Raw genomic sequence first — 20,189 nt, 5'->3', positions numbered from 1 at the left:
TCTTTTTTATTTTGTGGCTACAGTGACAGTACAGCTCATGCTATTTTTAAGTTTTTCCCTAACTCCTGAGGGTATTTCAACTTTAATGATCACCAAAAATCTTTCAACCATTTTTACAAAATTCCCGGTATTGGTATTGGGTGAAGTAAGTGCAAATTCACTTTTTATTTTACTGTTGATCTCCAATACTTTACCAGAAAGAGTAAGTTCTGGAAAGTTATCTATAACAATTTTAGCAGATTGCCCTTTAAGCAGATGTTGAAGCTGATTTGAAGTAAAATTGGCATTAATATAAAATGAATCTACCCCATTTGTTTCCTTTATATCAAGATAGGCATCATCTGTGTATTCAAAGTTTCCTTCTTTTGATGAAATGATCTGGCTGTTCAGGAGGATTTCCGACCATTCCTTCAAGAAATCTGCTGGAAATTCTGATGTCCTCATTGAAACAAGCACAAGATGCCTGCAGGTTTTGCCATCTTTAATGTAAACCAGTGTAGAAATGGGTGTTTGCTCCAATTTAAGTGTTCGGTTTTCCATACTGATCAGTTTATAGGGAAAGGGAGTGTTTTTATTTTCCGCCAGGAGTTTAAAACGGATGCCTTTATCAGTTGATAAGTCAGGTAAAATATTAAGGCTGTCCTGAGGCTTCGTATTTTTTGTGATGTCATCATTCAATATCATCACCATTTTTTGCCAGCTTTCCTTCTTATCCTGTTTAAGGTTCCATTTTTGACGACGATGAGAAAAATCGGTTTGGGTAGATAATATTTTATCAAGTTCCCACCCATCAGTTTTAGGCCACTGTATTTCTATATCTTCTCTATTAGACTGAGCTTTGGCCAATCCACAGCTGAATACTAAAATGCTTAGCATAAAGACGTGTTTTATATATGTAATTGCTCTCAAAATGAAGATTGTTGTTTAATTTACTAGGCCAGGATCATTTTCTTGTTATTTCTACTCCACTCGCTCCAACTACCAACATACAATTTTGGCATCTCTAAACCAGCATAGTCTATTGCCAGGAGTGTATGACAGGCAGTTACCCCAGAACCACAATGTACAATCACATTTTCAATTTTATAATCAGCCAGTGCTTTTGAATATTTCTCCTTTAGAATTTCAGGAGCGAAAAAAGCCCCATTAGCATCCAGATTCTCAGTAAAAGGTATATTTATAGCGTTAGGTATATGACCAGCAATTAAATCTATTGGCTCGGTTAAACCTGCAAAGCGATTTGCATCACGAACATCAATAATTACGTGATTATCACTGTTGCCAGCAGCCTCCACTTCATCTATTTCTGCCAATGGCCACTGCCATTCTGTAAATTGGTCTGGCTCTGCTGGTTTCACTGATGGAACCACGGCATTTACAGCAAAGCCGGCTTTAATTGCAGCATTATAACCACCATTCAAAACCTGAACTTTTTCATGACCTATTGACTTTAACATCCACCAGAATCTTGCTGCTGCATTAGATCCGTTTTTATCATCATAAACAATTACAAGCGTATCTTTTGTAACTCCGTATAGACCTAAAAGCCGGGCAAAATGTTCAAAAGATGGTAGCGGATGCCTGCCACCGATTGCAAAATCCTTAATATCTGCCAGATCAGTATTTAAATCCAGATAAAAGGCGCCATCTAAGTGCTGTTCATCATATCTTGGTTTCGATCCTGCACTTACATCAAAAAGGATGAAATCGCTTTTACCTAGTTTAACCAATTCCTCAGGTTGTATAATGGATGATAGTTTCATAGTCTTTTTAAAATTGTGAATATATAAAAGTCCGGTCACTTATTGGAATTTTATGAGTGGTCTATTGTCATTCTGCCCTGTTCAAGATAAAACTACTTTCCTGTTTAACGAAGCCAACCTTAGGGTAATATTCCAATGCAGTAGGAACCGATAACAGCAATACTGTATGCGATGCTCATATATCTTTTTAAGTTTACAATCGTAAAAATACGCAAAGAATTTAAAACAGTTCCAGATGTATAATTGTCTATTTACGAGTATATTAATAACAAATATTTAGATTTGTAAAATGGAACCCTTAATTGAAGAACTTAAAAAACTATTAAATGGTGGCGGCGCCCATGTGGGATTAAAAAAGGCTACTGTAAATATTCCTTTTGCACTACTTGGAGAAAGGCCTCATGGTTTACCTTATAGTATCTGGCAACTTGTTGAACACATTAGAATCGCCCAATTGGATATGCTGGAATTTAGCAAAGACGGCAATTATAAATCGCCCAAGTGGCCTGATGAATATTGGCCAAAAGAAGCTGCTCCGGCAGACAAAAACAGTTGGGATAAAACTCTGAAGCAGATTGATAATGATTTAAAGGCATTTATTGAGCTGATTCAGCAACGTGATCTATATGAACCCATACCGCATGGAACTGGGCAAAGCATTCTGCGGGAAGCGCTTCAAATTGCAGATCATAATGCCTATCATACTGCCGAAATTGTAGTCATCCGACGTTTGTTAGGTATATGGACCTAGATTTACAATAATCTTCTTACATTTAGAAATAAAACACTCACAATGTTAAAGCAGTTCTGCAAATACAACAACTGGGCAAACTCCCTTTTACTAGATACATTAAACGCAAATTCCAATTCGCTTCCCGAATCATGTATTTCACTATTCAGTCATATCGTCAATGCGCAAAAGATATGGGTTTCCAGAATTAATGGCGTTACGCCGAATATAGCCGTTTGGCAAGTAAATGATCTTGAAACCTGTAGCGCGCTGCTTGAGGAAACCGCAAATGCATTATCAAAAATAGAATACCTGGAAATGGCAGACTCCCCCATTCTAAAGTACACCACCTCGAATGGTGACAGTTATGAAACATCTGTTTATGATATTTTACTGCACGTCTTTAATCATGGTACCTATCACCGCGCACAGATAGCTAAAGAAATGAAGATTCACCAAATTAAACCAGTTAATACAGATTATATTCAATTTGTGAGGCTGCAACAATAATCTGCTAATTCTTATTTATTACCTGCATAATCCCAGATAATTTTGGTAATTGCTGCAATTACTCCTTCCCTTTCCTGTGTGGTTCCATAGGCATCAGATACAAATACACTGATCGCAAGATGATTTCCATCAGGCAAAGTAATAATGCCTACATCATTGGTGGCACGTGTCAGTCCTCTGAAAGTGCCTGAAGTTCCTGGCTTGTGTGCCACAATTGCATTTGCAGGCAGACCGCCTTTTAAACGTTTGTTTCCCGGAACTGATCCTATCATCCATTCTATGAGTTTGCTCTGGCTATTTTTAGAAAGAACATTCCCCTTATAAAATGTCTTCAGTAACCCAGTCATAGCGTTTGGAGTTGACCAATTCTGATATTGAGTCCAGTCATCTGAGACCTGTACCATTTCGGTAGTTGAAATCCTCATATCCTTTATTCCAATACTATTAATATAGTCCTGTACCTTTTGAGTACCACCAGCAAGCCGGATTAATACATCACAGGCAGTTCCATCACTTTCAGCTATATTGAGCCGTAGCAACTCATCAAGAGTAAGACTTGCACCCTGAGGGTATTTTTCTCTGATAACACTCGCCCCTCTTGGAATAATCTCTGATTGATTTATCGTGATCTTTTGTTCTAAGGTAAATTTACCCTGATCTACCAGATGTAAAATAGCCATTGCGATAGGAAATTTATAGGTGCTTTGCATAGGAAAACGCTGCTCCTGATGAAAGTTTATAGTATCCCCTGTTTCTATAATTAGCGCACTGATGCCAATTTGAGCATGTATTGATTCGGCTGTTTGTTGAATCTGAGGCAGCAGCCGATGTTGGGCTAAAAGAAAGTTAGTGCTAAAACAAAGCCCGGCAACACAGATGATAGATTTTAATTGAGGATAAAGACGCATATATAGATTAAGATCAAAGTGACTAAGATAGCTATTAAAGAATATTTCCTGTCAGATATTTGACTGCAACCTTTACAGAAAATTGCCGTCATTTGTTTCCAATTCAGAACTATCATGCTTAGAAAAACCTTGTTAACCCTTTCCCTGTTAATCGGTCTTCAAATGATTAGCAAGGCGCAGAACCTGCCATCTCTGATAACCGGCCGGAATATAAATTCTACTTTCAGTATCATTGCTTATGACCCTAATAAGCAGGAATGGGGAATAGCAGTAGCTACCAATAATATATATGTAGGTAATTCTACCTGCTATGTTGAACCGGGTATTGGGGCTTTTTCAGTGATCGCAGAAACAGAGCCAAAGTATGCTATCAATGGCTTTCAACAACTCAAGGAAGGCAAAACTATTGAACAAGCGATTAACTATACCAAAAGCCTGGATACCATGGCAGATTACCGGCAGGTTTCCGGTATTGATGCCAAAGGAAATGTCTTTGCTTTTACAGGATCAACGCTCAAATACTGGAAAGGTAACTCCACCGATATTATTAGAAAAAATTTCGCGGTTATGGGTAATCAGCTTGCCCCTGAAACACTTCATACCATGGCGTACACATTTGAACATAGCACGGGGACACTGTCCGAGCGCCTGCTAAAAGCACTTATTGCCGGTGAACATGCCGGTGGGCAGAATAGCGGCAAGCAGTCGGCAGCATTACTTGTCAAGGGTCTCAACAATGAGTGGTATAATAATGTGGATCTGCGCGTCGATCATTCCCGTGATCCTTTCGGTGACCTGCAACGTTTGCTCAACTATCATTACGGTCGGATACGCATTAACCAGGCAACCACTGCCCTGGTTATAGGAAATAAGAAATATGGTGATTCGCTGTTAAATATAGCTGTCATGATGACTAAGGGCTGGTATGGAATCTATCCAAAACTTGCAAAAGCCTACCTGCTGGCTAATAATGAACAAAAGGCCCTTGAACTGATCAAAGCGGCAGTCAAAGCCGAACCTAAATGGAAGGCGAATCTCTCAGCGTTCTATTGCCTGTATAAATATCCGGAGATTAGTTCCTTATACCCGGAAAACCGGTTCACAGTGATTGACTGGAATAACGCGATCAGTATGCTGACCGACCTGGGTAAGACGGATCAGGCTATTGCTCTCTCAAAGAAAGTACTTCAGAAATATCCGTCTTCCTCTTATACATGGTATGTACTGGCAAATGCTTACCAGAAAAATGGAAATATTGAGGCCGCAAGACATGCAAATGAAACCGCTTTAAAATGTGATGCTGAAAATGAGGATGCAAAAAGGCTGTTAAAAATAATTGGACATTGAAACATTAAAATGCTAATTTTATTCTTAACCGAAATTAATTGATGTAAAATTTAAAATTAGTTTTATGGGTCAATCAGCCACTTTATATAGGATATCCAACAGTACTTTTGTTCAATCAGAAAATCCGGATACCGATGTATCCTTCTACATCTCGTCAGCCAAAAGCAATGCAACGTTTGAAGGTTCGTTTATGGGGATTGAATATGTCCTTTCTAAAAGTCTTAAGCATTTAGACAAAGAGTTATTAAGTGAAATATTTAACCCTACTAAATTAATCGGTGGAGAGAATGTTGAAAACATGCCGATTGAAGAGCAATTTGAACTCTATGAAAATGGAAGTCTAATCCCGTATCTTGATCCTTTCACAATTTCCAAAATCAACAGACTACTTAATGAAATGTCAGAAGCAGCTATTGATTTAAATTACAATTCTAAAGAGCTCAATAAAAACGGAATTTATCCGGAAGTCTGGCATGATGACAACTCAGCAGATCAGGCTTTTAATAAGCGTCATCTTTCAGAAGACTTCATAGAGCTAAAAACAATTATCTCACAAGCACATCAAGAACAAGACTATATTTTAGTATTTGTAGGCTGATATTGGATGCTACATCATAGCCTAACGATTACTTCAGGACAATTTCATCAGTTGAGATCTGTTGAGGTAAAATTAACGACCTCTTCTTCATTAAGATATCTAATAAGAACTGAACTAAAAAGGTTAGAACGATGTAAAATAATATAAGTAGTAAGACGAATCCAATTCCATTTTGTCTATACCCAAAGATACCTCTGCCCCAAGAAATTAATATCCATTGAATCATATACATTGATGTTAGATTTTTACTACAATATTTTAGAGTTCTGATAAGTTTATTTTCTTTAACATTTGCGGTTATCCTAAAAACAGCCCATAGAAAAATCAATGTCCATCCTGCAAAATAAATCACACCACCAGGTCCCATATGGTAAAAAGCATTATAATTATAGGCACCATATAAAAAAACCAAAGGTGCACCAATAGCTACAAACAAAAGTCCCATATATAGCATATTCTTAAATAATTGTTTTCTGTTATAATTCAGGTCCAGATACCATTTACCAAAAAACATCCCGATTATAATAAAAGACATCCACGGAAAAACAGGAAAATATACAGAGGCAGGAAAATCGTTGCTAAATAAAAGATCTGAGATGTAATTAATTACAGGATAATCAATATTAAATCCACTAACTTCTCTGGATACCAGTGCTATTAATAACCCTATTGCCAGAATACCGTATTTATTTTTTACATATTTCCTGATAAAGCCAACAAATAGTAAAGACATACCCGCCAATTGCAAAATATCCCCTAACAGAACCAAATACATATATTGTTGCTCTATTGGGCCGTGCCATCCATACTTTTGAATAAAATGATCCGGAGCAAAACCAAAAATTACAGGAATAATAAACTTCATAAAGTTCATGAAGAAACCAGCTATTAAAAGCAAACCACCTCGTTTCAATGCACTTTTAAGACTTTGATGACTGGAGGTCATAAATGTCACCCCCATACAGATTAGAAAAATAGAAGTCCCTCTACCCAAAAAAACAATAAAGCTACCAATCACTGTTTCTGATTGCGATTTAATACTCGCAAATATGAGTAAGGTATGTATAATGACCATTCCGATCACACTCATTCCTTTTATTAAATCCAATGCCAGGATTCTTTTACTTTGTGGTTCCATAATTTTTTCGGTTCTAAGCTGTTTATTTGTTCTTTATTTAGAATGATTAAAAATAAAAGTACAGATTAAAACTAAATTATTAGAAACTGTTTAAAAATTATACTAAAAAATTCACCTAACACAGTGAGCAACTCTTTTCTGATATTTCCCTATTCCAAATATTTTTGATTAGTTTTATTTAAAATTATCAATATGAATAGAAAGAGCTGTCTTCCTCCTCCTAGAGCTTAATAATTAATCTGCGTTGTAAAACCCTGGCTTTTGTTGATCTCTTGATCTGCATCTTTTCCATGGGCTTTGCATTTATAGTTTATTTATTAATATCTAATCCCTGTTTTTAAGAACAGGCAGACAATTCTTTTATGAAAAAATCATATTTGATATTACACGCTGCTGTAATACTCGCTGGCTTTACTGGTATATTCGGTAAACTCATTTCCCTTAACGAAGGACTTCTGGTTTGGTACAGAGTATTTTTCTCTTCAATTATCCTCTTATTGATTTTAAAACTGTTTAAAGTCCGGGCTATCCCGACATCCAAAGAGAAATTTGGCATCGCAAAAATTGGATTGCTTATTACCATACACTGGGTGTTCTTTTACGCTAGTATCAAGTATTCAAACATTTCAATTGGTGTAGTGTGTTACTGCCTTACCAGCTTTTTCACGGCAATTTTTAGCCCGTTGATTAATCGTCAGAAGTTCAATCCCACTGAGCTTTTATTAAGTGTACTCACACTGATTGGGATTGCCTTGATATTCCATTTTGATTCATCCTACCAGCTAGGTATATTGTTGGGTGTAATATCCTCGGCTTTTGCAGCTCTTTATACAATTTATAACGAGAGACTTGTTAAAAAATACGACAGCAGGATTATCAATTATTACCAGATGATTGGAGGCACAGTTGCATTGGGCATTTCCCTCCCTTTGTATCTGCATTATTTTCCTGCACCATCACTCATTCCGAGCCCGAAAGACACGGTGTACCTGTTACTTCTGGCGTCTTTTTGTACGGCGGGGCTCTATGTGCTTTTTGCTGAATCATTAAAACGCATACCGGCGTTTACGGTAAACTTAAGTTTTAACCTTGAGCCGGTGTATGCCATTATACTTGCTTTTCTGTTCTTTAACGAGAGTAAAGAGCTGAACGTTTCCTTTTATATCGGTTTGCTGTTTGTAATGGCTTCGGTTATATTACAGACAATATTTTCGCTTAAGGGGCCTCATAGAGAATCTGAGCCTATTATGGTCAAATGATAACATAGCTATACATCCCATTGTTAGGATTGTCGTCCTAACAATGGGATGTATTTATTGGAATTGCCAGGGTGTATTCGATCGAAGCTATGATAGCTTTTTAATCTGATATAGGTTAACGACTGGTCCAGGCAAAGTACAGCCACAACCAGCACAGGATTTTGTTCCAACAACAACCCAACCCGAAGGAATAACCTGATTGGGGCATATGGTAAGGACAGTACCTACTGGCAAATTATCAATACGTTTAATAATGTACATCTGGACAAGAACTCCCGGACTACAGCAACCAACGCAGGATTTCGTTCCAGTAACTATCCAACCATCTGGAATTAGTTGACCAGGACAAATTGTTGTTTGCTGGCTATACCCCTTAAGACTAGTTAACAAGAAAACAGCGAAGCAAACAATTGTTAAGATTAATGATTTTTTCATGTGGTTCTTACATTATAAACTAAATAATGCCTACTCTATTTAAGGTTTTCGGCTATCCCTTATTCTATTTAACCAGTATTAATTCGCATAATTATTTGTCTAACCAATTATAAATCAATTAAATTAATTGCGTCACTTTTTTACATCAAACTTTAAATTGTCTATGTAAACGGCTTAATTTGACTTAAAAGTTAAATTCTAATTATAGATACGGTATGAAAGGGAATAATAAATTGCTCGTTGATCTTGCTGAATTCAAAGCCAGGATGCTTTTAAAAGAGATGATGTTCTCACCAATCCGAAGAGGGATAGTGCATGAAATTAGGCAATTGGCGGAGGTACTCCAATGGATATACCCCCGCAAATTAACGCTCTCGAAGGCAAAGATAAGGAATAAATTTAATAACCTAAACTACTAGGAGGAATTAATTTACACTCCTAATTAACGGTAATATGAAAAATCATTTTTTAATAGTCTTTCTATCAATCAATTATTCCTATAAGCTATAATTCATCCCCAAAACATCAGTCTTCTTTCAAAAGAAGGATTCTCCAGAAGAAATTATCGGGAGGCAATGAGTGCCAATTATTAAAGGCATATCCCATATCACCTTGCCCTTCCTAATTAAATTAGTGATTGGGGCTAATTCCTTAACTCCACTCCAATATCTTCGTTTACATCGGGAAACAGATCGTTTGCGTAATATTTAATTAATAAATAGATTAATATATTACGAATAGTATACAAATATTATATCTTCCTGGTCAAATTAATTACATATGAAAAAACCTATACCAGGAACTATTTTATCGGTATTTATTACAATGAGTTGCCTCATATTATTTTTTGCAGCTTGCAGAAAAGATATTGTGACTAATGAAAAAAACGCTGGGGTAAATGAACTCGGCATACAAGAAGCAAAAGATTATTTTTATAGCTCAGTATTAAAAAAATCTGGAGATAAGGCGACATCCAGTACCATAAATACAGATGAAATTCCAAATGCACTTTGGGATATTGCTAGAAAGAAAGGTACTGGTGTTCGTGTACCATTGAATTTTGACAGCAAGCTATGCTATAAGATTGAAGGGACTACTAAAACATATTCTTTTAATGAGCTGACTTATTTATTTCTTTATAAAAATGAAGAGGGTAAAATGGAAGTTGAAAAAGTAACAACCATTCCTGATAAAGAATGGGTTAATAACACTTCAAAAGATAAAAAATTTACCGGATTGGTCACTGTTGAAGATTGGAGTGGTAACCTCAAACAAGTGTTTAAATACAAGGATGGTAGATATAGAAAGTTAATTAATCAAAACGGGAACAATACTACCAAGACATCTACCAATAAAACCGAAGTAAACGGATCTAATGGATTTAATTGTACATACATACCTGGTGGATATGCTTGTATTGGAGCCGGTGGTTATGACACTTGTACTCCTAGGCCAGGGAGAACCGTCTGTGGTAGCCAAAGTGGAGGAGAAGATGAAGAATATCAAGACCCAAAGGTAGATAATAAATGTACTGGGTGTCCAGGAGATAGTTACGTAGAACCACCAGTTGATTATGATAAGCCTTCTATTGAAATCATTAGGGATACTTTATTAAAGGCTAAATATCCATGTGTTGGAAAGACAATACTGGATGGTTTAGAGAAAAATCAACTATATAATAAAATGGTAGAACCATTTTTGCAAAAAGGATGGAGACCAAATCTAACTTGGAGTGTTTCCTCCCAACCTTGGGGCGGTTCTACTGGCAGTGGCACTTTTTCTGGTGCTTATACGACAGTTAGTGATGGCAGTACAAAAGGTATGAGTTCTGATATTATGCTAAACTCAAATATGCTTGAAAATGCATCTAAACTATTAATTTCTGCCGTTGCAATACACGAAACGTATCATGCTTATGTTAATTTTATGTTTGTAAATGAAAACCAGCCTGATTTGGTTGATAAAACTTCACCTGGTTACATGGCAACTTTTTATGAATTGACACTATTTAATGATCGAAAAGATCTTAATACTAATTACACGGATCATTTCACCATGTTAACAAGTCAATTCGATAGAATGGTGTCCATTCTCTATGATTCTAATAATGGACAAATAGCTCTTGATGATTGTAGGAAAGCGCTATTATTTGGACTGGATAATCCTGGAGAATTTCCGACATATGATAAAAAGACCTTTATAAATCAAGCGTATAATGATTTATTATCAAAATATGGATTTTCAAGAAATTCAGTAGATATATTTACCTCACAAAATGTAAATGCTTCTAGCAATAATGGATGGGAAAAGCTTGGTAAAGATTGCAAATAAAATACGAATGAATATGAAAAATAAAACACTCTTATTGATCTTGGCGATCTCAATGATTGCAGGTTTTGCAAAAGCACAGGAGAAGAAACAGATCTACTTTATCGTTGATACAATAAATATAGAACCTAATAATCGTATAGTTGAAGTAGGTAAAGAAGGTCGATGGACTTCATATGTTTTTTACTGTAAATGCTTGGCCCCACATGATAGATATTTGACTTTCTCATATAAGCATACAGAAAGTAAAGCAACAATCATCAAAGGCAAGCCTAAGTTAAATTATATTTCCTGGAAAGATTTAAGAGAAATAGTTGTTAAATCAAAGGATAGCTTTAATGATCAGTATGATTTTTTTATAACTGAAACATTACCAAATAATAAATTTAAAACTGACAAAGTTACAATGTCATTTTTCCCAAGAAGTGGTGGACCAGATTATATAATACTTAAGAAACCATAAAATCGTGGCACATAAGTAGATCATATTATTGCACTATTTAATAAATATTAATATAATGAAGTTTGTTACGATATTATTGACTTGTTTCATGCTGGCGACAATTTCAAAGGTTAAAGCGCAAGACAAAAAAATTATACAGGATACTGTTTATTATCATCTGGATACAGCTGCTATCCCCATCAAGGATAGAGTGTTTCAATTTGACATTGAAGGAAGCTGTAAAGAATATATATTAGCATGTAAGTGTTATCCAGGAGGTTCTGATTTAGTATTTATTTCATGGATTAATCGGCCGAATTGGACAAAGAATATTTCGTTAGATTCATTCAATAAGATCAAGACTATTTCGATCACAGAGCTTATAAACATTGCCGTTCAATATGCCAAAGACAAAATTGATAGGCATAAATTGTTTTTTATAGAGCCCAATGATAAGAATATGAAGGTTACGGCTGTGTATTTGGCAGAACCACTAAAATCCCGAGCTCCTAGTATATGTAGTCAAATCGTCCGTTCTAATTAAATTAGTAATTACGGACAAAAGTGTATAGGCCTCAGGGTTAATCTCCTGGGGCTTTTTATATTAATAATTATCCAATGTTCCATTCTAATATCTTCGTTTACACGAACTTATTTAAAGCAAATAGTGATACTAGCATCGTTAATTAACACAAATACTATGAAATACATATTTTACATCTTCTTATTGTTTAGCGTTTTCAATGTTAACCTAACACATGCACAACAATTGCCAAAGAAAGGAGATAACTTACCAAATCCTAGATTAAAAAGAATCGCCGGGACATGGGTTTCGATATATGGTTCAGATACTTTGAGAATCAAATTAAGTTTTGAGAATATTAAACTACCCGTATTAGATCTAACAGCAGATGTACTTGTAGGGTATACTTATTATAAAAATGGCCATAGTGTAATAATCGATGATATTAAATATTCCTACAAAACATATGATGATAGCCTTAATGAAGGTAGAAAGCGAGCGAGCATATTCGGCTTAAATGAACTAACTGGCGATATAACAGGAAGTATACCAGATGGCCAAACAAGTCAATCATTTAAGTATAAATTTATTCCTAGCTCTGATTTAAATACGATGACTGCTACACGTCAGCTCCGTGAAAGATTCTATATTAATGAAAAGCCAGGCAAAGGCTATCCTGATGAAATGATCTTTAAGCGTGAATAATTGAGATACTTTAGATCACTTCCTGCCAAATCCATGGCAGGAAGTAATCGTTTAATAACCACAGGCATGTATGGCGCATACCCGCGGTTGATTGGCAACTATAACAACTAACTTTTCGTTTTAGATTTACTCTCTAGTAAAGGCACAATATCCTCCCATTTAAAATAAATACACCCCACAATCCTGATAAACTTTAATTTTCCGCTGTCGCGCCAGCGTAGTATTGTTCTCTCAGTAATACGGAATAGTAATTTAAGATCATTTATATCGAGCAAATCTTTCCCTGTCTTTCCATTTGTTTCCGGTTCCTTTAAACCTTTCATTTCAGCCAGAGCATTGATTAAGACATCCATTTTATCCGTAGGGTCCATAGTATCAGGATTAAGATTTTAAATTATCTGAATTATTTGACGGAGTTTTGCCGGCATGCTTCATGGCGGTATAATCGGACGTAAATCCAAAATTTCACTCCAAAGTGATTTTCTGTTTTTCAAGGATAATAATAGGTTAGTTACAACATAATTTAACACTATTATTTGACATAAAAGAAATATTATTATCAATATTTAAAATTTACATAAATAGATATAGTAAAAAGATTATCTATGCAAATTATTTCTATTCATATCGTTCTCTTTTACCCAATCAGAGAACCTGTAAATAGTCTTTATATGTCTGCTTTTTTTGTAAACGCCATCCCCTTCCCTGCTTCCTATTACATTTGTATTACCCTCGATAGAGATTATCCAATCACCTTGTTGCTTCACAATTAAGCCAACATGAGCCATCCTTTTCAATTCAGGAAAATAGATCCCTAATAAATTTCCCGGCAACGCTGAACGAGCTAAGCGCGATGAAGGAAAGAGATCTGGCGTCCATCCTGAGCGTGGTCTGGTATATCCGGCCTGAGCGTAAACCCAGCTTACAAATCCGGCACACCAGGGTTGCCCTCTTTTCAAATTGACACTGGATAAATAAGACTCTACCCTAAGCCCATCATTATTCCCACTTTCTTCCCTTACTCCTATTTCCTTTTCTGCAATTTGCACCAGTAAGTTCCGGTTCTTAGCCTCAGACAGCTCATTATCTCCTAGTATTAACAGATTGCGATTAAGCAGCCCAAAGCTGCCAGTAACAGCGAAACAAATGATGCCCAATAAAAGCTTAATTGTTGCCATAGCGTCAGAGAATTAAATTGTGAAACCATAGTAGATACCGAAGGTAAACCCATCATTGACCAGGCACGATGTAATAACCACCAGCATAAAGCTGTAATCAATAAGAAACTGATCAGGCTTAGTATAACCAGGAGCCAGATACTTTGATCTACGCTGCCAGCAGTACCGTCTATTTGAAGGATCAAACCAGGTGCAAAACACCAAATCAATAATAAAGAGACAAATAACACTATAAATTCCGTTCCCTTGAAGGGTGTATTGATACTCCGTGGTAAATCATTTATCACGGGTAATTTGATAATTTTCGCATTCATCATTTTAATATTTAAAAGGTTTAACAAAGATTAAAAAGCCCGGCAGGGCTTATAAACTGCCGGGCTATCATAATTAGGCCACCGCTTTCAATGGTCCCAGATATGCACTTGTAGATGCAATTTTATCATCCTTTGTAGTGAAATAGAGATAGGCATGTAAACTGTTACCAGCTACAGTCATTCGCGGCATGATTACTTCCAATTTACCACTTGACCTTACAGCACTACGTGCCGAATTCAGAAAGAGCTTTTTCGTTTCATCATAGACCACTAGCAAAGCTTTATCAGTTGCACGTTCCGCCCTCACAGCTTCTTTATAGTCTTCAGGATCAAAGTCCCAGCTGACCATAATCTTCCTCCCTGCAGCAGCAGTACCTAATATATTCTCAGCACTTTTCAATTTGCCCGAAGTCATCATGACCTTCGCATAATCAAGCGTAAAATTTGGGGATATCCCGGTAACCGCATTATTCAAATGATGTTGAACTGCAGCATTCATAGGGCTCATCGATTTGTTCTTTGATTGATATCCAAGATCTATGACATCTTTCAGATCACTAAAGAAATGAGTTACCAATCCAAACTTAATGCGCTGATCGGCCTGTGTCTGAGTTGCTTTTTTACTTGTTTTTTTAGGTATTGCTTTAATAACATCCAGATCATGCCATTTAGCACCTATTACTGTTCCAACTTTTCCTGAGAATCCACCAAGGATTCCTGTTTTAATTACAGCCATTGTCTTAAATTTTAAAATGTGAATTATTCTGTTAACTCAAGTCGAATGCATACCGGTAGCTTGAACTCGTTAAACGAAAGTATATTAATAATTCATAAAAAACTCAAAATCAGATTGAGATGTCCGGTATTGTCTGGTATTGTCCGGAATTGTCTGCAATTGTCCGGTCTGATTGGGGCATATTTTTTCATAAAAAACAAAAAAGGCTCTCCTTTTTAGGAAAGCCAGAACAAGATGATTGAGTAAATTTTAGAATATAAGACCTGGCATATCTACCCAGCTACGTTGGTCAAGATTTTGAAAATGCCCAGGGCTTATTACCGCATCACAAATAATTGCCGGATTAAACTTTTTGCTGTTTATTGGAATATTATCATTGAAGTAGTCGAGAAATAAACTGACAATGCATAAACAGCCATCAGGTACTTTGAATAGAAAATCCATTGCCCCAGGTATGGGTTTCTCTTTTTCTATTAACAACGTTTGCTTTTCAGCATTAAGAACTCTTTTTCCATCTTTTAAACGAATTAACCCAACGGCTACAATCAGCTTGCATTTTGTTGAATTTAGCGGAAAAAGCAGCTTTAATGGTGATAGTATGGATGGTAATGAAACCTTGAGATTTCCATTTTCTAAATTAACCTTCGGCTTTAAATTTAAGATCTTTTTTAATGGCGAGTTGATATTGAACTCAAAACCTGAAAGGCCGTTAAAACTATTTTTCTCAAAATGAAAAATGCGGGTCTCAAAGTCCCTGCTAGCAGTTAGCGAAATGTTCAGCTCACCCGTTAAACGGGATACATATTCATCATCTGCATTTTCATTAACCAGGTTCTGAAAAATAGCCCGAATGTTTTTACCCAGGCGACTAGCCAACCCAAAGGTATTCGATGCTCCTTTCGTTCCTAATGTTTGTTTTATTTTCTTTTTCCCGGTTTTTGCAGAAACTATTTGCTTGCCTTTTAATTCTCTGAATATAAGCTTACCGATGACCCCCGTTAAAAATTTACCTTGAAAAATTGCCATGATATTTATTTTAGAATTTGAACAATGTAAGTCATTCAGAAAAAAAATAATCATGTACTAGACTGAATGTCTGGAATTGTCTGCTATTGTCTGGAATTGTCCGGTTGTGGCTATCTGTTAGCTGGAGCTGGCTGGACCTTAATTTGGGTGACCAGGGAGTTAAGGTTTGAGTCAGTGCATCTTCATTTTAACCTGAGTGCATGGTAAGTCCATGTGTTTTTAACTAGCTCAAAATACATGGACTTGACATGCACTCACCATGCACTCACCATGCACTCACGACGATTGGTACCCTACCCCTGGTTGACCAAATTATTCCCATTTTCCATCCAGAATTATATCCTGAAATTCCTGCATTTTTTCAATCAGATCATACACGATTGACACACTGCTGTTGGAAGTATCCAGTGAACCCACTTTTTCCGAACCAGTTCCCATTAGTCCATCTTTTTCGAAGCTATCATAATCTAGCTCCTGGTAAAGCATGAGCTGGCAAAGAAAGTAGCAAACATTGCTGATATCATAAAAGGACATTGAAATACCAAAAATGAGGTCTCCATCCTCAATCGAGATATCAGCATAATGATCGAGGTTTTCATAAAGATCACCAGACAATTCCCTGATTCTCTCATTATTAAACAACAGATCAACCAAGTCGATGTCATGTATAATCGTTAGTGTTTTTAAGGCCTCAAAAATCAATTCATTACCTTTCAACATATTTTTAGGAATTCCATGATCAGAGGCTTCCATAATTTCAAAATACAAAACCGGATTAATCTCCTCTTCAACAAAATCTTTCAAATGCGGAAGTTCATTTTCTATAACGAACCTGTAACCATAACTAGCTAAATCAACATTACAAAAATTTAAAACAGTAATAACTATAGGGATAATGTCTGCCTGGTCATATTTGATTATAGCCATATGAATAAATTTTAGTTCAATATGAATATACAAATCTTAATTAAAGATTTATTTTTTATTTTAAAGTTTAAATATTAATTTTAACCTACAATTAGTTGGCAGGATTTTTACCTGCTCATAATGAATAATATGGTATTTTAAATCAAAGAAACTTTACTATAACAGACCTAGGAATCTGAATGTGCGTAAAGTTATGGATGATAAAATGCCCGGTTTCTATATCTTTGTAGAAATACGGGCGCTCTCCGTATACGCACAAAGAGAACTCGTTCTCGCCTATCCTAGGGGGTGTTATAGTGTACGGGGAGCGCTCTTATTCTATTTGACGCTCCCTCCCAAAGATCATTGCTTTAAATACTTTTAAAACTTAAGCAATGGAAAATCTCCTCAATCAAATCATCTTCTTCCAAATTATATCCAGAGCTATAATTATTAAGCATCCTGGCTGATAATCACTTCTCTTCCTTTCTCCACCCTATCTAAAACCGGGATTTAATCCCAATGGCATCGCTATGCCAAAATTTCTCAATAGTATAATCATAACTAATTTAAATTCAACAACATGGAACACATGACAAAAATCACAGAAATACACCTGGCAACCGTTTACAGGGTAATGATGAAAAGAATTGCTAAAGGATACAGCGCAGAACAATTGTCTTTTTTAATAGGACAACCAGATGAGTATGTTGCAGGGGTTGAAATGTTTCAGGCTCCTGATTATCCTATAGTGGTGTTAAAAAGGATTGCAAAGGCATTGGAAGAAAGGAGTTTCATGGATTTCTTACCTCCTGTTGATTATGGAGAAACTGTAATGGTACAAATGGAAAGTATAAATTATGGATTCAAGATTGTTTATGTCTGTGGGGTAATTACTCCCGAAGGAACGAAGGAGTTGCGTTTTATGCTCGAAGAAAAATTCGATATTGAAGCGGAGATTGATGAGCTTGGTTTATTGGCGGTTAGGTATGCGATTTCTTTGTTAATCAGGCATGGATACTTCTGTAAACCTCGCCTTCCATTGGAAGTATTTCTAGCTATCAACAAGTTTTTAAAGAAGACGGTTAATCCGGATCATATTAAAGAAATATTAAATGAGCTGTGTGAAGTAGAATCTGAACTGGCTTTAACGCAGGTTAAAAAGGCTAACAAAGGATGTTTGTATTTAGAAACTAGTCTGTTGGCTCATGAGAGAGATTAAAACACTCTGTTATCCTGAAGATTTCAGGATAACAACTACTGCGACGAAAATAGATGTCCGGTCTCTGCTTCAGGAATTTGTAGACGCTGTTTCTTTTTATGCTTTTTTTAGTGGACAGGCTGATCAGGCTGGTGCAGTACAGGTTGATATTATCTGGGATTGTCTGTTGTCTGATAAAGGTAATGCGATTAAAGGCGTAGCGATGTCGGATATTACCAGGTTTTACATGAGTTTTTTTACCGCATTGTATTATGAAGAAGACCTGTCTGATAAAGAGAAGCTTAAGCGAAGCAGGATAATCATGAGGCAATGGGAAAACGAATATGCTATGGTTAACGATATATCATCTGAAATTAGGTTAGAAGATGGATCGGTGTTAGAGTTGTCATTCGATTTTAAGATGGTCTGTAAGATAAGCGGGTTGCTGCCGGAGGAGATATTGGAGTATTTTATGGGGTGTTTTCGGTTGAAGAAGTGAAAACACTAAAAGAATATAAGAGGGAATTACGTTGTTTTTATATCAAAAAAACAACAAGATAAAGTGCATTGGATTTCATACTAGAATAAGTAAAGGATTCGTAATCTAGTAATTCATAACCATATTTACTTCATGACAAAAAGACTCAAAATCCTTTAATCTCGATTCGATCCCAAACTGGAACTTCATGTGCTTAAATTCATACAAGAATTGAAGAATTTGGCGAATGCAATACGAGTGGAGTAGATGGAAAAGTTAAGCCCTGGTCATTAGATCGGGGTCTTTTTAGTAGTATAATTTTTAAATTTTAATCGAAAGTTTCAAGTTCAATTCCGTTAAGGTTATGTTCAAGAATTCCGAAAATAGTTGACGAGTATTTTTGCAAGTGACCTTCAATCAATTCGACGCCGCTTATATCGGGATTAACATTATCCAAGATCGATGTCTGGTGATCTAAACGATCTGAAAAAGTTATGAATTGCCTAATCTGTAAGGGTATAACCCGTGTCGATTTGAAAGTGTTTTTCAATTCATGACACTGCCCTCTTTCTATTTTGAATGTTCTAACTGGAATTACAACGTTGTAAAAGAGACCTTCATGAGCTGATTTATTCAAATCAATATGTGTTGATGAATACTTGATGCCATAAACAGTATTTTTGTTAACCCATTGCAATAAGAGTTGTGGTATGATATACTCAGGCTTAAATGGATCTTCGGTGTTTTGAACTTTGACAGAACATGCTGCAATTAATGGCCATGCCATAACTTTATATAACAACTGCCAGTTATAGGATAAGTTATCAACGAGATGCTTATTTCTTGCAAAAATATCATTGGTCAAATCTAGCAGCATAAGAGGACGGTTGTTAACGATCCTAGTCGCGTGAATCTCGTTGAAACCTGGTCTTCTCATTTCCTCCCATGCAACGTAAATAGAGTTTGCGAGATATAAAGAGGGTAACCCAGGAATGCTATAACGCTGTGTACTTACTTTACTTCTCAGTTCAAAAGGAATATGAAATAGTTCCTCCTTTGATAAAGGATAGTTTTTGGTCTCTTTTCTAATTCGAAAAAGATTAGAATTTTCAGGGAGCTCGAACTCTTTATTTAGATATCCTGTAAGGTTAGATTCTTTTAATGCAGTACTTAAAATGCGATATGCTTTGCTAGGATCTCCCTCATAGTAGGCATCAATTGTATTTAAAATCCCGTTCCTTAAAATCTTATTTCTTTTTTTAAAGACTGCCTGATCTAAGTTTATCCCTTCTATAGCCATAGATAAATTATCGGAATTGTCGATAACTTGTCCGAAATGTTGAATTTTCTCTTTCAATGCTTCCCTGAAAGACCCAGTATATCTAATAGGGAGTATTGTTGATGGATCACGTATAATTTCTAAAAATGTCATTTGATTAAATTTCTTATGTATTTCGCCTTATTTTTAAAAACCTCACGATATTTTCGTGAAATGTTCTATTAGAAACTACTGCATACTTTCTTAGTGGCTTTTACTCGGCCGAATTTTGGTGTGCCCTTCAGTAGCAATGGAGTTGCTACATTTGAACAGACAGTAAGTTAAGGGAATTTAATAACTTAACAGACTATGTCACGAGAAAGAAAAGCTTACCCCAAGGAGTTCA

General features: G+C 35.9%; 22 protein-coding genes. 11 read left to right on the top strand and 11 right to left on the bottom strand.

Annotated elements, in window-relative coordinates; all coding sequences use genetic code 11:
• Positions 1 to 6: 6 nt before the first annotated feature.
• On the bottom strand, positions 7 to 876 hold the full coding sequence (locus HDF25_RS03105; protein ID WP_184622670.1) for a hypothetical protein: 870 nt from the start codon (positions 874 to 876) through the stop codon (positions 7 to 9).
• A gap of 56 nt (positions 877 to 932) precedes the next feature.
• Positions 933 to 1,763 carry a sulfurtransferase gene (locus HDF25_RS03100; RefSeq protein ID WP_184622668.1) on the bottom strand — a complete coding sequence of 277 codons (831 nt, stop codon included), beginning with the start codon at positions 1,761 to 1,763 and terminating at the stop codon, positions 933 to 935.
• 289 nt (positions 1,764 to 2,052) lie between these two features.
• Here HDF25_RS03100 and HDF25_RS03095 point away from each other — a divergent pair, with 289 nt between their 5' ends.
• Together HDF25_RS03095 and HDF25_RS03090 are read left to right on the top strand one after the other, a co-directional pair.
• The gene (locus tag HDF25_RS03095; RefSeq protein WP_184622666.1) at positions 2,053 to 2,514 is read left to right on the top strand and encodes a DinB family protein; all 462 of its coding nucleotides are present in this window, start codon (positions 2,053 to 2,055) and stop codon (positions 2,512 to 2,514) included.
• Between the two features lie 42 nt (positions 2,515 to 2,556).
• Positions 2,557 to 3,003: a DinB family protein gene (locus HDF25_RS03090; RefSeq protein ID WP_184622664.1), complete on the top strand. Its 447-nt coding sequence runs from the start codon at positions 2,557 to 2,559 to the stop codon at positions 3,001 to 3,003.
• 11 nt (positions 3,004 to 3,014) lie between these two features.
• Here the strand turns inward: HDF25_RS03090 and bla are convergent, their stop codons facing one another.
• The gene (gene bla / locus HDF25_RS03085; RefSeq protein ID WP_184622662.1) at positions 3,015 to 3,911 is read right to left on the bottom strand and encodes a class A beta-lactamase; all 897 of its coding nucleotides are present in this window, start codon (positions 3,909 to 3,911) and stop codon (positions 3,015 to 3,017) included.
• A gap of 114 nt (positions 3,912 to 4,025) precedes the next feature.
• On the opposite strand from bla, the gene HDF25_RS03080 reads away from it, so the two are divergent.
• Positions 4,026 to 5,258: a DUF1028 domain-containing protein gene (locus HDF25_RS03080; RefSeq protein WP_184622659.1), complete on the top strand. Its 1,233-nt coding sequence runs from the start codon at positions 4,026 to 4,028 to the stop codon at positions 5,256 to 5,258.
• Positions 5,259 to 5,322: 64 nt separating this feature from the next.
• Entirely contained in the window at positions 5,323 to 5,856 is a 534-nt protein-coding gene (locus tag HDF25_RS03075) for a DUF1877 family protein (protein ID WP_184622657.1), read from the top strand.
• A gap of 28 nt (positions 5,857 to 5,884) precedes the next feature.
• Here the strand turns inward: HDF25_RS03075 and HDF25_RS03070 are convergent, their stop codons facing one another.
• The gene (locus HDF25_RS03070; protein WP_184622655.1) at positions 5,885 to 6,964 is read right to left on the bottom strand and encodes a heparan-alpha-glucosaminide N-acetyltransferase domain-containing protein; all 1,080 of its coding nucleotides are present in this window, start codon (positions 6,962 to 6,964) and stop codon (positions 5,885 to 5,887) included.
• 392 nt (positions 6,965 to 7,356) lie between these two features.
• Here HDF25_RS03070 and HDF25_RS03065 point away from each other — a divergent pair, with 392 nt between their 5' ends.
• The 5 genes from HDF25_RS03065 (at position 7,357) to HDF25_RS03045 (ending at position 12,686) form a co-directional block, all read left to right on the top strand.
• Positions 7,357 to 8,253 (top strand): DMT family transporter, encoded by an 897-nt coding sequence (locus tag HDF25_RS03065; protein ID WP_184622653.1) that lies wholly within the window; start codon positions 7,357 to 7,359, stop codon positions 8,251 to 8,253.
• A gap of 1,215 nt (positions 8,254 to 9,468) precedes the next feature.
• Positions 9,469 to 11,019 (top strand): hypothetical protein, encoded by a 1,551-nt coding sequence (locus HDF25_RS03060; protein ID WP_184622651.1) that lies wholly within the window; start codon positions 9,469 to 9,471, stop codon positions 11,017 to 11,019.
• 13 nt (positions 11,020 to 11,032) lie between these two features.
• Positions 11,033 to 11,479 (top strand): hypothetical protein, encoded by a 447-nt coding sequence (locus HDF25_RS03055; protein WP_184622649.1) that lies wholly within the window; start codon positions 11,033 to 11,035, stop codon positions 11,477 to 11,479.
• Positions 11,480 to 11,534: 55 nt separating this feature from the next.
• Positions 11,535 to 12,002, top strand: coding sequence for a hypothetical protein (locus HDF25_RS03050; RefSeq protein WP_184622647.1), 468 nt, complete (start codon positions 11,535 to 11,537; stop codon positions 12,000 to 12,002).
• A 156-nt stretch (positions 12,003 to 12,158) separates the two neighbouring features.
• Positions 12,159 to 12,686, top strand: coding sequence for a DUF6705 family protein (locus HDF25_RS03045; RefSeq protein ID WP_184622645.1), 528 nt, complete (start codon positions 12,159 to 12,161; stop codon positions 12,684 to 12,686).
• A 107-nt stretch (positions 12,687 to 12,793) separates the two neighbouring features.
• On the opposite strand, the gene HDF25_RS03040 is transcribed toward HDF25_RS03045, so the two are convergent.
• From HDF25_RS03040 to HDF25_RS03015, 6 genes are all read right to left on the bottom strand, one after another.
• The gene (locus HDF25_RS03040) at positions 12,794 to 13,057 is read right to left on the bottom strand and encodes a helix-turn-helix domain-containing protein (RefSeq protein WP_184622643.1); all 264 of its coding nucleotides are present in this window, start codon (positions 13,055 to 13,057) and stop codon (positions 12,794 to 12,796) included.
• 228 nt (positions 13,058 to 13,285) lie between these two features.
• A complete protein-coding gene (locus HDF25_RS03035) occupies positions 13,286 to 13,864 on the bottom strand; it encodes a C40 family peptidase (protein ID WP_260409310.1) in 579 nt (192 codons plus the stop codon).
• Entirely contained in the window at positions 13,783 to 14,181 is a 399-nt protein-coding gene (locus HDF25_RS03030; protein WP_221450843.1) for a hypothetical protein, read from the bottom strand. The genes HDF25_RS03035 and HDF25_RS03030 overlap by 82 nt, the downstream gene beginning before the upstream one ends.
• Before the next feature lie 70 nt (positions 14,182 to 14,251).
• On the bottom strand, positions 14,252 to 14,914 hold the full coding sequence (locus HDF25_RS03025) for a DUF6266 family protein (RefSeq protein ID WP_184622641.1): 663 nt from the start codon (positions 14,912 to 14,914) through the stop codon (positions 14,252 to 14,254).
• Between the two features lie 249 nt (positions 14,915 to 15,163).
• A complete protein-coding gene (locus HDF25_RS03020) occupies positions 15,164 to 15,940 on the bottom strand; it encodes a hypothetical protein (protein ID WP_184622639.1) in 777 nt (258 codons plus the stop codon).
• A 312-nt stretch (positions 15,941 to 16,252) separates the two neighbouring features.
• On the bottom strand, positions 16,253 to 16,867 hold the full coding sequence (locus tag HDF25_RS03015; RefSeq protein ID WP_184622637.1) for a hypothetical protein: 615 nt from the start codon (positions 16,865 to 16,867) through the stop codon (positions 16,253 to 16,255).
• A 562-nt stretch (positions 16,868 to 17,429) separates the two neighbouring features.
• On the opposite strand from HDF25_RS03015, the gene HDF25_RS03010 reads away from it, so the two are divergent.
• The gene (locus HDF25_RS03010) at positions 17,430 to 18,068 is read left to right on the top strand and encodes a hypothetical protein (protein WP_184622634.1); all 639 of its coding nucleotides are present in this window, start codon (positions 17,430 to 17,432) and stop codon (positions 18,066 to 18,068) included.
• On the top strand, positions 18,055 to 18,546 hold the full coding sequence (locus HDF25_RS03005; protein ID WP_184622632.1) for a hypothetical protein: 492 nt from the start codon (positions 18,055 to 18,057) through the stop codon (positions 18,544 to 18,546). The genes HDF25_RS03010 and HDF25_RS03005 overlap by 14 nt, the downstream gene beginning before the upstream one ends.
• Positions 18,547 to 18,853: 307 nt before the next feature.
• Here HDF25_RS03005 and HDF25_RS03000 read toward each other — a convergent pair whose 3' ends face one another.
• Complete coding sequence (locus HDF25_RS03000; protein WP_184622630.1) at positions 18,854 to 19,957, bottom strand: hypothetical protein; 1,104 nt, start codon at positions 19,955 to 19,957, stop codon at positions 18,854 to 18,856.
• Positions 19,958 to 20,189 lie beyond the last annotated feature (232 nt).

The organism is Pedobacter cryoconitis (genome assembly GCF_014207135.1).
Lineage (GTDB): Bacteria > Bacteroidota > Bacteroidia > Sphingobacteriales > Sphingobacteriaceae > Pedobacter > Pedobacter cryoconitis_D.
This window is presented reverse-complemented; position numbering and strand designations above follow the sequence as displayed.

Excerpts from the sequence above, each read along its gene's own strand:
- HDF25_RS03105 (WP_184622670.1), bottom strand. The coding sequence starts at position 876 with ATGCTAAGCATTTTAGTATTCAGCTGTGGATTGGCCAAAGCTCAGTCT.
- HDF25_RS03100 (WP_184622668.1), bottom strand. The coding sequence starts at position 1,763 with ATGAAACTATCATCCATTATACAACCTGAGGAATTGGTTAAACTAGGT.
- HDF25_RS03095 (WP_184622666.1), top strand. The coding sequence starts at position 2,053 with ATGGAACCCTTAATTGAAGAACTTAAAAAACTATTAAATGGTGGCGGC.
- HDF25_RS03090 (WP_184622664.1), top strand. The coding sequence starts at position 2,557 with ATGTTAAAGCAGTTCTGCAAATACAACAACTGGGCAAACTCCCTTTTA.
- bla (WP_184622662.1), bottom strand. The coding sequence starts at position 3,911 with ATGCGTCTTTATCCTCAATTAAAATCTATCATCTGTGTTGCCGGGCTT.
- HDF25_RS03080 (WP_184622659.1), top strand. The coding sequence starts at position 4,026 with ATGCTTAGAAAAACCTTGTTAACCCTTTCCCTGTTAATCGGTCTTCAA.
- HDF25_RS03075 (WP_184622657.1), top strand. The coding sequence starts at position 5,323 with ATGGGTCAATCAGCCACTTTATATAGGATATCCAACAGTACTTTTGTT.
- HDF25_RS03065 (WP_184622653.1), top strand. The coding sequence starts at position 7,357 with ATGAAAAAATCATATTTGATATTACACGCTGCTGTAATACTCGCTGGC.
- HDF25_RS03060 (WP_184622651.1), top strand. The coding sequence starts at position 9,469 with ATGAAAAAACCTATACCAGGAACTATTTTATCGGTATTTATTACAATG.
- HDF25_RS03055 (WP_184622649.1), top strand. The coding sequence starts at position 11,033 with ATGAAAAATAAAACACTCTTATTGATCTTGGCGATCTCAATGATTGCA.
- HDF25_RS03050 (WP_184622647.1), top strand. The coding sequence starts at position 11,535 with ATGAAGTTTGTTACGATATTATTGACTTGTTTCATGCTGGCGACAATT.
- HDF25_RS03045 (WP_184622645.1), top strand. The coding sequence starts at position 12,159 with ATGAAATACATATTTTACATCTTCTTATTGTTTAGCGTTTTCAATGTT.
- HDF25_RS03040 (WP_184622643.1), bottom strand. The coding sequence starts at position 13,057 with ATGGACCCTACGGATAAAATGGATGTCTTAATCAATGCTCTGGCTGAA.
- HDF25_RS03035 (WP_260409310.1), bottom strand. The coding sequence starts at position 13,864 with ATGGCAACAATTAAGCTTTTATTGGGCATCATTTGTTTCGCTGTTACT.
- HDF25_RS03030 (WP_221450843.1), bottom strand. The coding sequence starts at position 14,181 with ATGATGAATGCGAAAATTATCAAATTACCCGTGATAAATGATTTACCA.
- HDF25_RS03025 (WP_184622641.1), bottom strand. The coding sequence starts at position 14,914 with ATGGCTGTAATTAAAACAGGAATCCTTGGTGGATTCTCAGGAAAAGTT.
- HDF25_RS03020 (WP_184622639.1), bottom strand. The coding sequence starts at position 15,940 with ATGGCAATTTTTCAAGGTAAATTTTTAACGGGGGTCATCGGTAAGCTT.
- HDF25_RS03015 (WP_184622637.1), bottom strand. The coding sequence starts at position 16,867 with ATGGCTATAATCAAATATGACCAGGCAGACATTATCCCTATAGTTATT.
- HDF25_RS03010 (WP_184622634.1), top strand. The coding sequence starts at position 17,430 with ATGGAACACATGACAAAAATCACAGAAATACACCTGGCAACCGTTTAC.
- HDF25_RS03005 (WP_184622632.1), top strand. The coding sequence starts at position 18,055 with ATGAGAGAGATTAAAACACTCTGTTATCCTGAAGATTTCAGGATAACA.
- HDF25_RS03000 (WP_184622630.1), bottom strand. The coding sequence starts at position 19,957 with ATGACATTTTTAGAAATTATACGTGATCCATCAACAATACTCCCTATT.